Below are 12,110 nucleotides of genomic sequence, written 5' to 3'. Positions count from 1 at the left end.
GGCCTGCTACAGCCCCCGTCGGCCGGCGCCCCGGGCGGTCACTTCTGGTCGGGCGCTTCGGCGCCGGGCCCTCGGATGCCGAGGGCCTTCGTCGTCTCCGGGTTCAGCAGCAGCACCAGGCCCACGATCGCGACGACCGCCAGGGCGATGCCGCCCGGGATCGCGACGCTGTCGGCCTGGAGCAGGGTGTAGGCCACGGGCAGCGACAGGATCTGGGTGATCAGCGCCGGGCCCCGGCTCCAGGAGCGGCGCAGCAGCAGTCCGCGCGCCGCCAGCAGGGGCAGCAGCGCCAGCACGATCAGCGTGACGCCGCCGGTGACGGCCTGCCCCCGGCTGTCCGGGCTGCCCGTGAAACCCCGGACGAGCACGTACACGCCCCCCGCGACGAGGGCGAGGCCCTCCAGCGCGGCCAGCGCCGCCGCGGCGGTCAGCCGCGCGGGGCGGGGCTCCGCGGCGGGGTCGTGCGAAGTGGTGGGGTTCTGCTCAGCGCTCACCCCTGAAGGGTAGCCGTCGGCGATGCGGCGGCCGGGGCGCGGGGGCCGCGCCGGAGGGCGTCCGACGTGCGCAGGCTCACGGTGCGATCTCTTACCCGATCCCTACCTCGCTCTGGGCCCGGTACCCCCCAGTAGGTACGCTGCAACCCATGCGTGCACTTCTCGTCGTCAATCCGGCAGCAACCACCACGAGTGCGCGCACGCGCGACGTGTTGATCCACGCGCTCGCCAGCGAGATGAAGCTGGAGGCGGTCACCACCGAGTACCGCGGGCACGCCCGGGACCTCGGTCGGCAGGCCGCGGAGAGCGAGGACATAGACCTGGTCGTCGCCCTCGGCGGCGACGGCACGGTCAACGAGGTCGTGAACGGACTGCTCCACGACGGCCCGGCCCCGGAGCGGTTGCCCGGCTTCGCGGTGGTCCCCGGCGGCTCCACCAACGTCTTCGCCCGTGCCCTCGGCCTGCCGAACGACGCGGTGGAGGCGACCGGCGCCCTGCTCGACGCGCTGCGCGAGAACCGTGAGCGCACGGTCGGCCTGGGTCTCGCCTCGGGCACTCCCGGCACGGAGGACGAAGCCGTGCCGTCCCGCTGGTTCACCTTCTGCGCCGGGCTCGGCTTCGACGCGGGGGTGGTCGGGCGCGTCGAACAGCAGCGCGAGCGCGGCAAGCGCTCCACCCATGCGCTGTATCTCCGCCAGGTGATGCGCCAGTTTCTGGACGAACCTCACCGCCGGCACGGAACGATCACGCTGGAGCGCCCCGGCGTGGACCCGGTGACCGATCTGGTCCTGTCCATCATCTGCAACACCTCGCCGTGGACGTTTCTCGGCAATCGTCCGGTGTACGCCTCGCCTAAGGCTTCGTTCGATACCGGACTCGACGTACTCGGCCTCAGCCGCATGTCGACGGCCGCGGTTGCCCGGTATGCCACACAGTTGCTCACTTCGTCCCCCGAGCGCGGCCCCCATGGCAAGCACGCTGTCTCCCTGCACGACTTGACAGACTTCACCTTGCATTCGAAGGTCCCGCTGCCCCTCCAGATGGACGGTGACCACCTGGGGCTGCGAACAAGCGTGACGTTCACAGGCGTACGCCGTGCACTGCGTGTGATTGTGTGAGTAGAAGGGGCCAAAGTCCTTTCACTCGAACGTTTAGGCCAGGATCCACCCCATGGAAGTACGGCTGTGACCTAGTCGACACCGAGGAATCAAAAAAAACTTTCCGGAAGGGGTTGTATCCGCCGCTGAGGTTTGCGAGTCTCTACGTGGCGATCGGGACGGCCCGCAACATCGGCCCCACAGAGAGCCAGAACCCCTCCTCAAATCACAGGACCACGTCAGGGCAACCTGGCAGTCGGCCCTTCACTTGTTGAGGGATTCGTGAAAGCGTTCACATTCACAAGCAACTTGCATGTAATACCAAGGAGAGGTAGCAGCCATGGACTGGCGTCACAACGCCGTTTGCCGCGAGGAAGACCCCGAGCTCTTCTTCCCCATCGGCAACACCGGTCCTGCGCTGCTGCAGATCGAGGAAGCCAAGGCCGTCTGCCGCCGCTGCCCCGTCATGGAGCAGTGCCTGCAGTGGGCGCTCGAGTCCGGCCAGGACTCCGGCGTCTGGGGTGGCCTCAGCGAGGACGAGCGCCGTGCCATGAAGCGTCGCGCCGCCCGCAACCGGGCCCGTCAGGCCTCCGCCTGACACCCCACCCCGCACGAGCCTGAGCTTGGCGGCGCGTACAGCGAGTACGCATCTCCCGCCCCCGAGCCGCAGCGCGCAGTACCCCCGATGCGCATTTGAGCAACGAGCTTTCGGCCCCGGATCACCTGGTGATCCGGGGCTCATTGCTGTTTGCGACCGTGTGGATTGCTCCAGCGCCGCGCATGCCGGGCGCAGATCGAACCGCCCCCGCCCGGCCGGGCCGGCCAGGAGCGACTACTTGTGGCCCCGCACCGGAATGTCCAGGATCACCTGGGTGCCGCGCTCCGGGGCCGCCACCATGTCGAAGGTGCCGCCCAACTCGCCCTCCACCAGCGTCCGTACGATCTGCAGGCCGAGGTTGCCCGAACGGTGCGGGTCGAAGTCGTCGGGCAGGCCCACCCCGTCGTCCTGCACCGTGACCAGCAGTCGGGCCTCCTTGCTGGTGCCGCCGCGCACCGCGGAGACCTCGACGGTGCCCCGGTCGCCCTCGCGGAAGCCGTGCTCCAGCGCGTTCTGCAGGATCTCCGTGAGGACCATCGACAGCGGGGTCGCGACCTCGGCGTCCAGGATCCCGAAGCGGCCGGTGCGCCGTCCGGTGACCTTGCCGGGCGAGATCTCCGCGACCATGGCGAGCACCCGGTCCGCGATCTCGTCGAACTCCACGCGCTCGTCCAGATTCTGAGAGAGCGTCTCATGCACGATCGCAATCGAACCGACTCGGCGCACGGCCTCCTCCAGCGCCTCGCGGCCCCGGTCCGACTCGATGCGCCGGGCCTGCAGGCGCAGCAGCGCCGCCACGGTCTGGAGGTTGTTCTTCACCCGGTGATGGATCTCCCGGATGGTCGCGTCCTTGGTGATCAACTCACGCTCGCGGCGCCGCAGTTCGGTGACGTCGCGGAGCAGGACGAGAGAGCCGACCCGGGTTCCCTTGGGCTTGAGCGGGATGGCGCGCAGCTGGATCACGCCGTCGTTGCTCTCGATCTCGAACTCGCGGGGCGCCCAGCCGCTGGCGACCTTGGACAGCGCCTCGTCCACCGGGCCGCGGGACGGAGCCAGTTCGGAGGTGGTCACGCCGAGGTTGTGCCCCACGAGGTCGGAGGCCAGACCGAGGCGGTGGTAGGCCGACAGCGCGTTCGGTGAGGCGTACTGGACGATGCCGTCCGCGTCGAGCCTGATCAGCCCGTCGCCCACCCGTGGGGAGGCGTCCATGTCGACCTGCTGGTCGGGGAACGGGAACGTGCCCGCGGCGATCATCTGCGCCAGGTCGGAGGCGCTCTGGAGATACGTCAGCTCCAGCCGGCTCGGGGTGCGCACCGTGAGCAGGTTGGTGTTGCGGGCGATGACGCCGAGGACGCGCCCCTCACGCCGTACCGGAATGGACTCGACGCGTACCGGGACCTCTTCGCGCCACTCGGGATCGCCCTCGCGCACGATCCGGCCCTCGTCGAGCGCGGCGTCCAGCATGGGCCGGCGGCCGCGCGGGACGAGGTGGCCGACCATGTCGTCCTGGTACGAGGTGGGGCCGGTGTTGGGCCGCATCTGGGCGACGGAGACATAGCGGGTGCCGTCACGCGTGGGAACCCACAGCACGAGGTCGGCGAAGGAGAGGTCGGAGAGCAACTGCCACTCCGAGACCAGCAGGTGCAGCCACTCGAGATCGGAGTCACCGAGGGCGGTGTGCTGGCGTACGAGGTCGTTCATGGAGGGCACGTGTGCGAGCGTACCCGGCGGATGCGGCAGGCCTCGAAAACGGCCGTCCCGGGGCTCCTGCGGCGGCCTCGGAGGGCCTCGGAGACACCCGCGGGCCGCGGCGCCTGGGAGGGACCCTCAACCCTCCCGGCACCGCAGCCCGGAGCAACAACGGCCGCGGGGTGTGCGGTCCCGGTCGGCCGAAGAGAGGACCCGGTGCAGTCAGGGCAGAGAGCGCCGGTTCCTCGGTCCGCCTTCCTGTGCGGGGAAGACGGAGGCTTGTTCAGTCGCACCATCATTGTGGACTAGACCATGCTGCCGCGTCCATGCTCCTGCGCCCGCATGCGTTCTGTCCATGCGCCGGCAGGTGTTCACCGTTGTCTGTTTATCCAACATGCAGCACTGTCCATCACGCAGACTAACCCGCTTCGGTTCGTGAACGGGCCGGATTGGCCGATGAATCGGGCCAGACCGCCATGGCGAGCGCGGCGAGGGCCTCCAACTGCTCCCTCGTGGCGCCGTCACGGGCCTGCTGCGACATGCCCTGGACGATCGCGCCGGTGTGCCGGGCGAGCGCGGCGGCGTCGGTTCCGGCGGGCAGCTCGCCCGCGGCGATGCCCGCCTTCATACGACTCTCGAACGCGGCGATGTTCGCGTTGCGCCGCTCGCGCAGGTCCTCCTCGACCTCCGGGGACGTGCAGTTGGTGGCGGCGTGGATGACCAGACAGCCGTGCGGGCGGCCCGGAGCGGTGTACTCCGCCGCGGCCTCGCGCAGCATCCGCTCGACCGCGGCACGGGCGGTGGGCTCCTCGGCCAGCGCGCGCTCGCCGAAGGACCCGTACCGCGTGCCGTACACGCGGACGACCTCGTCGAAGAGGGACCGCTTGTCGCCGAAGGCCGCGTAAAGGCTCGGGGCGCCGATGCCCATGACCCGGGTGAGGTCGGAGACGGACGTCGCCTCGTACCCGTGCTCCCAGAACGCCAGGATCGCCTTCTCCAGCGCGGTCTCGCGGTCGAAGGAGCGGGGCCGGCCGCGCTGCTTGGTCACGGCCTCGGCGCCCGTGCGCGCGGTGGTTCCGGACTCGGTCTGCTGCCTGCTCACCATGGGGTGGATTTTATAGCGGGTACTAGAGAAATGTCGTCGGGTCGTTGTACGGTTTTTTCTGTAGCGATCACTAGGCAAATGCGGAGGGGGCGTCGACATGGGTGTGCTCGCGGGCAGGACGGCACTCGTCACGGGTGGCGGCAGGGGCATCGGGCGGGGCATCGCCGAGCGGCTCGGGCGGGACGGCGCACGGGTGGCCGTGCACTACGGCAGCAATGAGGCGGCGGCGGACGAGACGGTCGCGGCGATCGAGGCCTCGGGCGGCTCGGCGTTCACGATCGGCGTGGAGCTGGGGCCGCCGGGCGACGCCCAGGCGCTGTGGGAGGCCTTCGACCGGCAGGCGGACCGCCTGGACATCCTGGTGAACAACGCGGCGATCGGCACGTCGCAGCCCTTCGGCGCGATCGACGAGCGGGAGTACGACCGGGTCTTCGCGGTGAACGTGCGAGCGCCCCACTTCATCACCAAGTACGGCGCCTCCCGTCTGCGCGACGGCGGCAGGGTCGTCAACATATCGTCGGGACTCGCTCGCAACGCGGTGATGCCGGACAAGATGGCGTACGCGATGACGAAGAGCGCCCTGGACGTCTTCACGCGCGACCTGTCCAAGGTCCTCGGCCCCCGCGGCATCACCGTGAACTCGGTGGCGCCCGGCATCATCGACACCGACGTCAATGCCGACTGGCTGCGGGCCGACGACGCGGCCTGGGCGGGCGCCGCCGCACTGTCCGCCCTCGGCCGGGTGGGCACCCCGGCCGACGTCGCGGACGTGGTGGCCTTCCTCGTCTCGGACGACGGGCGCTGGGTGACCGGGGCCTGGCTGGACGCGACAGGGGGTTCGCTGACGTAGTGCCGGGGCGGGGGCGCCGACCTGGTGCGGCGACGGCAGGTCGTGCCGATGCGGGGCACCTCTGTCAGTGGGTCTCCGTCACCTTCGCCAGGGCACGCGGCGCGTCCGGGTCCTGGCCGCGGGCGATGGTGACCTCGTAGGCCAGCAGCTGGAGCGGGAGGATCTCCAGCATCGGCTGCACCTCTTCGGCGACGCCCTCGGTGGGCAGCACGAAACCGGCCGAGGCCTGTTCCACCTGGGCCCGCGGGCCGACGACGACGAGGTCGGCGCCGCGTCCGCGCAGACGGTCGAGGACGGGCTGGAGCGCCTCACCGCCGCGGCCGTCGGTGACCACCGCGATCACCGGGGAGATGTTGTCGACCATGGCGAGGGGGCCGTGCAGGAGATCGGCACCGGAGTAGGACAGCGCGGGAATGTAGCTGGTCTCCATCAGCTTCAGGGCGGCTTCCTTGGCGGTGGGATAGCCGTAGCCGCGGGAGGTGATCACCATGCGCCCGGCGAACCGGTAGCGGGAGGCGAGGGCCCTGACTTCGTCCTGGCGGGCGAGGAGTCCCGCGGCCAGCTCGGGCAGCACCTGCGCGGCCGCACCGTCCCCGCCGCGCAGACCTTCGGCGAAGAGATAGAGCGCGAGAAGGGAGGCCGTGTACGTCTTGGTCGCGGGGAGGGCCTTCTCCGGCCCGGCCATGATGTCGATGTGGTACTCGGAGACGGCGGCGAGCGGCGAGTCCGGGTTGTTGGTCACCGCGAGGGTGATCGCACCTGCCTCGCGGGCGGCCCGGGTCGAGGCGACGAGGTCGGGCGAGCCACCGGACTGACTGACGGTGATCACCAGGACGTCACTGAGGTCGGGCCGTGCGCCGTACGCCGTGATCGTGGACATCGAGGTGAGTCCGCAGGGCATGCCGAGACGGATCTCCAGAAGGTACTTGGCGTACAGGGCCGCGTTGTCGGAGGTGCCGCGCGCGGCGAGCAGGACGAAGCGCGGCGAGCGGGAGGCGACCTGCCGGGCCACGTCCTGGATCCGCGGCGCGCCCGTGTCGAGGAGCCGGCGCATCACGTCGGGCTGCTCGGCCATCTCACGGGCCATGATCCGGCCGGGGCGGTCGCCCTGGGATTCCGGGGGCGTGGCGGTCATGGCGCCTCCTCGTGAGTCGGTGTGCGGGTTCCATTGCACTCCCGGGAGCGGGGCCACGCGCGTCCGGGCAGGGGTGGTGGTGTGAACGGGAGCGGACATGTCCGGTGGGGGGCGGGGGTGTCCGGGCGGGTTCTCCGGGGGCGACGTGAGGCGGGGCCTCTGCTAGATTGGTCTATACCACATGTGTCCCCTTTCGGGTTCCGGTTGAGTCCCCTGAGTCCCCTCTCCAGATCGGCAGGCCCAGCGTGGAAGTTGTCATCGTCCCGGACGCCAAGGCGGGCGGCGAGCTGATCGCCGAAGCCATGGCCGAGCTGCTCCGTCGCAAGCCCGACGCCCTGCTCGGCGTGGCCACCGGCTCGACCCCGCTGCCCATCTACGAGGCGCTGGCGGCCAAGGTGGGCTCCGGCGCCGTGGACGCCTCGCGGGCGCGGATCGCGCAGCTCGACGAGTACGTGGGACTGCCGGCCGAGCACCCCGAGTCGTACCGTTCGGTGCTCCGTCGCGAGGTGCTGGAGCCGCTGGGTCTCGGCATGGACGCGTTCATGGGCCCGGACGGCACCGCCGCGGACGTGCAGGCCGCGTGCGAGGCGTACGACAAGGCGCTGGCGTCGGCCGGCGGGGTCGACCTCCAGCTCCTCGGGATCGGCACGGACGGGCACATCGGGTTCAACGAGCCGTGTTCCTCGCTCGCCTCACGGACCCGGATCAAGACGCTGACCGAGCAGACCCGGGTCGACAACGCCCGGTTCTTCGAGGGCGACATCGAGCAGGTCCCGCACCACGTGATCACCCAGGGCATCGGCACGATCCTGGAGGCACGGCACCTGGTGCTGCTCGCGACCGGCGAGGGCAAGGCGGACGCGGTGGCCGCGACGGTCGAGGGACCGGTGGCCGCGGTGTGCCCGGCGTCCGCGTTGCAACTCCACCCGCACGCGACCGTCGTCGTGGACGAGGCCGCCGCCTCCAAGCTGAAGCTCGCGGACTACTTCCGGCACACCTTCGCCAACAAGCCCGACTGGCAGGGGATCTAAGGGTGATCTAAGGGCTGTCCTGTGATCCCCGGTGGACCGCCGCGCGGCGTCGCATGCGGTGCATCGCAAGGCGGTGGGGTCCCCCCGTCGAAGGCAGGGGGCGGCCGTCCTCGTACTGGGCGTATTCGGGCGCCCCTCCAACGCGGCGAGGTGCCGTAGAGCTGTCGTCGTGCGGCGGTCCACCGGAGATCACGGGACAGCCCTGAGGCTCCGCCGCCGAGCGGATCGCACCGGACCACGAGGTCCGGCACACCCACCTGCTCTCTCCTGCCCCCTGCGCTGCCGGTACCGACGGGTCTCCGGCCGACGGGTCTCCGGCCGACGGGTCTCCGGCCGACGGGTCTCCGGCCGACGCGCCGTCCGCCCGTGCCGTCCGCCCGTGCCGGTGCTGGTCCCCGCGCCGTCCGCCCGTGCCGCCGCTGCTGCCGGTGCCGGTCCCCGCGCCGTCCGCCCGTGCCGGCACCGCTGCCCGTACCGTCGCCGGTGCCGACGGCTCGCGGCCGGTCGGTGCGGGGACGACCGCACGGAAGCGTTCGCACCGCGCCGTCCACGCGAAGGCGATCCCCCACAGGCGTGCACACGAAGGCGCCGGGTGCTCCTCCCCCGAGAGCACCCGGCGCCTTCGCACGTCGTGGGTCATGCCCCGGCGACGACCTCCGCCGCCGCCTGGCCGCACACGCGCGCCGCACCGTGGGTGGCGATGTGCAGGGCGCCCCGGGGCGCGGCCTGGGGCACTCCCATCTCCACGACAACGGTGTCAGGGCGGGCGGCGAGCAGTGCGTCCAGGGCGCCCGCCATCCACGGGTGACGGTGTTCGTCGCGCACGACGGCGACGATGCGGCGGGTTCCCGCGGCTTCGAGGGCGGCGGGGCCCGCGCCCTCACCGGTGAAGCTGCCCGTCTCGGTCCCCGGAAGCAGCCGGGCCAGCTCCGCGGCCACGCCCCAGGGGGTCTCGTCACCGACGGCGATGTTCGCGACCGGGGTGAGAGCGGCGACGTACGGGGGCTCGGTGAGCGGCGCGTAGGCCTCGGAGTGGGTGACCGTGAGCGCGCGGCGGGCGGCGACCAGGCCGATGTCGGCCCGTTCCTCCGTGTCCGCGGCTGCCGCCTCGCGTGCGGCGGCGGCCGTCCAGCCGGCCAGCGCCCGCACCCGGGCGGCGGCGTCGGCGAGCCTCTCCTCGGGGAGGTCACCGCTGCGGACCGCCGCGACGAGGGCGTCGCGGAGGCGGCACACGGTCTCGTCGTCGGCGAGTCCCCCGCCGACGCAGATCGCGTCGGCGCCGGCGGCGATGGCGAGGACGCTGCCGCGTTCGATGCCGTACGTCGCGGCGATGGCCTGCATCTCCATGCCGTCGGTGACGATGAGCCCCTCGTAGCCGAGTTCCTCGCGGAGCAGGCCCGTGAGGATGCGGCGGGACAGGGTGGCGGGCCGGTCGGGGTCCAGCGCCGGGACGAGGATGTGCGCGCTCATCACGGCCCGGGTGCCCGCGGTGATCGCGGCGCGGAACGGGGCGAGTTCACGGGACTGGAGCACGTCGAGCCCGGCGTCGATGCGCGGCAGCGCGTGGTGCGAGTCGACGGCCGTGTCGCCGTGTCCCGGGAAGTGCTTGGTGCAGGCCGCGACGCCGGCGGACTGGAGTCCGGTGACGTAGGCGGCCGTGTGCCGGGACACCAGGTCGGTGTCGGCGCCGAAGGACCGTACGCCGATGACCGGGTTGTCCGGGTTGGAGTTGACGTCCGCGGACGGCGCCCAGTTGAGGTTCACCCCGCAGGCGGCCAGGCGGCGGCCGAGTTCGCGGGCGACGTCCCGGGTGAGCGCGACGTCGTCCACCGCCCCGAGCGCGTGGTTCCCGGGGAAGGAGGACCCGGTGCGCACCTCAAGGCGGGTGACGTCGCCGCCCTCCTCGTCGATGGCGACGAGGACGTCGTCGCGCTCCGCGCGCAACTGGGCGGTCAGGGCGGACAGTTGCTCGGGCGAGGCGATGTTGCGGCCGAACAGGCCGACCGAGGCGAGGCCTTCGCCCAGGCGGCGGAGCAGCCAGTCGGGGGCCGTGGTGCCCGTGAAGCCGGGCTGGAGGACGGTCAGGGCGTCGCGTGTCGGACCGTCCTGGGCCGAATTGGACGCGGTGGTACCACTGGCGAGTGTCGTCATCGGGTGGCGTTATCCCTTCACGGCGCCCGCGGTCAGCCCCGCGGCCATCTTGCGCTGGACGATGAGGAACAGGACGACGATCGGCACGGCCATCATCGTGGAACCGGCCATCATCGGGGCGTATTCGGTGCCGTGCTTGGTGGTGAAGTTGCCGAGCCAGACGGTGGCCGTCTGGTTCTTCTGGCTCATCAGCATGAGGGCGTAGAGGTACTCGTTCCACGCCTGGATGAACCCGTACACGGACGTGGCGACCATGCCGGGGGCGAGGAGCGGGAAGACCACGCGGACGAAGGCGCCCGTGCGGCTGCAGCCGTCGACCATGGCCGCCTCCTCCAGCTCCTTCGGGATGTTGACGATGAAGCCGCGCAGCGTCCAGACCGTGAACGGGAGGATGAAGGTCAGGTACGTGATGATCAGGCCGGAGAGCTTGTCGTACTGGTCGAGGTCGTTCAGCAGCAGGAAGACCGGAATGATCATGGCGACCAGCGGGACCATCTGGACGGCGAGGATGCCGACGATCACGATCTTCCGGCCGCGGAAGGCGAAGCGGGAGATGGCGAGTGCGGCGAGCAGGCCGACGGCGACGCCGATCACGACCACCGCCAGGGAGACGATCAGGCTGCGGCCGACCGGTCCCCAGAAGTCGGCGATGTCGAGGGCGCGCCGGAAGTTGTCGAGCGTGAGGCCGGTGGGCAGCAGGCTCGGATCGGGATCGATGGCGTCCTTGGCGGGCTTGAACGCGGTGTTCAGCATCCAGTAGACGGGGAATCCCGCGGTGACGAAGACGAGCAGTCCGAGCAGGTTCCAGCCGGCCTTGGACTTGCGGGCCTTGCTGGGCCCGGAGCCCTCGCGCTGCGGGGAGGACGTACGTCCCGGGGTGGCGACGGCGCTCATTCGACCTCTCCGATCTTCAGCATCTGACGCATGTACACGGCCACCACGCCGAGCAGGATCAACACGGTGAGCAGGGCGATCGCCGATCCCTGCGCGTAGTCGTTGACGACGAACGCGCGGTCGTAGGAGTAGGTGGTGAGCAGCTGGAACTCGGCCTCCGGGTGGCCGCCGCGCATGACGAAGACCTGCGGGAAGACGCCCATGTCCCAGATGACGGAGAGCGTCGTGAGCATCACGACGATGGGCTTGAGGATCGGCAGCGTGACGTACCGGAAGACGCCCCAGGAGCCCGCCCCGTCGAGGCGTGCGGCCTCCTCCAGCTCCTTCGGCACCTGGGTGAGCCCGGCGCTGAGCGTGATGACGACGAACGGCACCGCGCCCCAGACCACCAGCAGCATGATCACGGCGAGTCCCTGCGGACCGCTCGCGAACCAGTTGTGGCCGATCATGTCGACGCCGGGCAGCCTGCTGAGCAGCGCGTTGAAGATGCCGTAGTCGGAGTCGAAGAGCCACTTGAAGACGGTGGTGGCCACGATGATCGGCATGCCCCAGCTGGCCACCAGCGCGATGTTGATGAGCGTCTTCACCCAGCCCGAGACCCGCTGGAGCAGCAGGGCGATCAGCATGCCGACGACCATCGTGAAGATGACGGACTCGGCCGCGAAGACGAACGTCCGGACGACCACCGCCCAGAACTCGCCGTCCCCGAGCACCTTGCTGAAGTTGTCGAAGCCGACCGACTCGGCGGGCTGGAAGCCCCACAGCTGGGACTGTCCGAACTTCTGGAAGGACAGCGTGACCAGGCGGACGAGCGGATAGCCGAGGACGAGCGCGAGGATCAGCAGACAGGGCGCGAGCAGCATCCAGGGAAGCGCGGCTCCACCCGGGCTCCGCCGCGCGCGTGGCGCTTTCGCGACGGCTGGTGGCGGTGCCTGCCGCGGGGGCGGCACCTTGGCAGGGGTGGTCGTGTCTGCGGCACTCATCGCGCGCTCCTCAGCGGTCCCTCTGGTCGTACGTAAGCAGAGCCCCGCACGGCCGTGCCGTACGGAAGGCAGGGCCCCGCCCC

The 12,110-nt window shown here is 70.9% G+C and carries 11 protein-coding genes; 4 read left to right on the top strand and 7 right to left on the bottom strand.

Features of this window, described 5'->3' with window-relative positions; genetic code table 11:
• Positions 1 to 38: 38 nt before the first annotated feature.
• The gene (locus ACSYGO_RS30445; RefSeq protein ID WP_426679747.1) at positions 39 to 494 is read right to left on the bottom strand and encodes a hypothetical protein; all 456 of its coding nucleotides are present in this window, start codon (positions 492 to 494) and stop codon (positions 39 to 41) included.
• Positions 495 to 643: 149 nt separating this feature from the next.
• Between ACSYGO_RS30445 and ACSYGO_RS30440 the strand changes: the two genes are divergently transcribed.
• On the top strand, positions 644 to 1,612 hold the full coding sequence (locus ACSYGO_RS30440; RefSeq protein WP_426679748.1) for a diacylglycerol/lipid kinase family protein: 969 nt from the start codon (positions 644 to 646) through the stop codon (positions 1,610 to 1,612).
• Between the two features lie 319 nt (positions 1,613 to 1,931).
• Positions 1,932 to 2,189 (top strand): WhiB family transcriptional regulator, encoded by a 258-nt coding sequence (locus tag ACSYGO_RS30435; RefSeq protein WP_016639615.1) that lies wholly within the window; start codon positions 1,932 to 1,934, stop codon positions 2,187 to 2,189.
• A gap of 234 nt (positions 2,190 to 2,423) precedes the next feature.
• Here ACSYGO_RS30435 and ACSYGO_RS30430 read toward each other — a convergent pair whose 3' ends face one another.
• Positions 2,424 to 3,890 carry a sensor histidine kinase gene (locus ACSYGO_RS30430; protein ID WP_460389781.1) on the bottom strand — a complete coding sequence of 489 codons (1,467 nt, stop codon included), beginning with the start codon at positions 3,888 to 3,890 and terminating at the stop codon, positions 2,424 to 2,426.
• 406 nt (positions 3,891 to 4,296) lie between these two features.
• Complete coding sequence (locus tag ACSYGO_RS30425) at positions 4,297 to 4,983, bottom strand: TetR/AcrR family transcriptional regulator (RefSeq protein ID WP_359489651.1); 687 nt, start codon at positions 4,981 to 4,983, stop codon at positions 4,297 to 4,299.
• 97 nt (positions 4,984 to 5,080) lie between these two features.
• Here ACSYGO_RS30425 and ACSYGO_RS30420 point away from each other — a divergent pair, with 97 nt between their 5' ends.
• Positions 5,081 to 5,833, top strand: a complete 753-nt coding sequence (locus tag ACSYGO_RS30420) for an SDR family oxidoreductase (protein WP_432189718.1) — start codon at positions 5,081 to 5,083, stop codon at positions 5,831 to 5,833.
• Positions 5,834 to 5,897: 64 nt separating this feature from the next.
• Here ACSYGO_RS30420 and ACSYGO_RS30415 read toward each other — a convergent pair whose 3' ends face one another.
• On the bottom strand, positions 5,898 to 6,968 hold the full coding sequence (locus ACSYGO_RS30415; RefSeq protein ID WP_460388361.1) for an SIS domain-containing protein: 1,071 nt from the start codon (positions 6,966 to 6,968) through the stop codon (positions 5,898 to 5,900).
• A 245-nt stretch (positions 6,969 to 7,213) separates the two neighbouring features.
• On the opposite strand from ACSYGO_RS30415, the gene nagB reads away from it, so the two are divergent.
• Complete coding sequence (gene nagB / locus ACSYGO_RS30410) at positions 7,214 to 7,999, top strand: glucosamine-6-phosphate deaminase (protein WP_095936548.1); 786 nt, start codon at positions 7,214 to 7,216, stop codon at positions 7,997 to 7,999.
• A gap of 636 nt (positions 8,000 to 8,635) precedes the next feature.
• On the opposite strand, the gene ACSYGO_RS30405 is transcribed toward nagB, so the two are convergent.
• Genes ACSYGO_RS30405 through ACSYGO_RS30395 form a run of 3 tightly spaced genes read right to left on the bottom strand, consistent with a single transcriptional unit; the run spans position 8,636 to position 12,027 of the window.
• Positions 8,636 to 10,150 (bottom strand): glycoside hydrolase family 3 protein, encoded by a 1,515-nt coding sequence (locus tag ACSYGO_RS30405; protein WP_426679751.1) that lies wholly within the window; start codon positions 10,148 to 10,150, stop codon positions 8,636 to 8,638.
• A 9-nt stretch (positions 10,151 to 10,159) separates the two neighbouring features.
• Entirely contained in the window at positions 10,160 to 11,044 is an 885-nt protein-coding gene (locus ACSYGO_RS30400) for a carbohydrate ABC transporter permease (protein ID WP_426679752.1), read from the bottom strand.
• Positions 11,041 to 12,027, bottom strand: coding sequence for a carbohydrate ABC transporter permease (locus ACSYGO_RS30395; RefSeq protein WP_460388360.1), 987 nt, complete (start codon positions 12,025 to 12,027; stop codon positions 11,041 to 11,043). The genes ACSYGO_RS30400 and ACSYGO_RS30395 overlap by 4 nt, the downstream gene beginning before the upstream one ends.
• Between the last annotated feature and the right edge of the window lie 83 nt (positions 12,028 to 12,110).

This window comes from Streptomyces krungchingensis (assembly GCF_054729265.1).
The sequence above is the reverse complement of the archived record's forward strand: the minus strand, read 5'-3'. Positions and strand labels throughout refer to the sequence as shown.

Bases quoted from the DNA above. Each gene is read 5' to 3' on its own strand.
- ACSYGO_RS30405 (WP_426679751.1), bottom strand. From the start codon at position 10,150: ATGACGACACTCGCCAGTGGTACCACCGCGTCCAATTCGGCCCAGGAC.
- ACSYGO_RS30415 (WP_460388361.1), bottom strand. From the start codon at position 6,968: ATGACCGCCACGCCCCCGGAATCCCAGGGCGACCGCCCCGGCCGGATC.
- ACSYGO_RS30440 (WP_426679748.1), top strand. From the start codon at position 644: ATGCGTGCACTTCTCGTCGTCAATCCGGCAGCAACCACCACGAGTGCG.
- ACSYGO_RS30425 (WP_359489651.1), bottom strand. From the start codon at position 4,983: ATGGTGAGCAGGCAGCAGACCGAGTCCGGAACCACCGCGCGCACGGGC.
- ACSYGO_RS30435 (WP_016639615.1), top strand. From the start codon at position 1,932: ATGGACTGGCGTCACAACGCCGTTTGCCGCGAGGAAGACCCCGAGCTC.
- ACSYGO_RS30430 (WP_460389781.1), bottom strand. From the start codon at position 3,890: ATGAACGACCTCGTACGCCAGCACACCGCCCTCGGTGACTCCGATCTC.
- ACSYGO_RS30420 (WP_432189718.1), top strand. From the start codon at position 5,081: ATGGGTGTGCTCGCGGGCAGGACGGCACTCGTCACGGGTGGCGGCAGG.
- ACSYGO_RS30395 (WP_460388360.1), bottom strand. From the start codon at position 12,027: ATGAGTGCCGCAGACACGACCACCCCTGCCAAGGTGCCGCCCCCGCGG.
- ACSYGO_RS30400 (WP_426679752.1), bottom strand. From the start codon at position 11,044: ATGAGCGCCGTCGCCACCCCGGGACGTACGTCCTCCCCGCAGCGCGAG.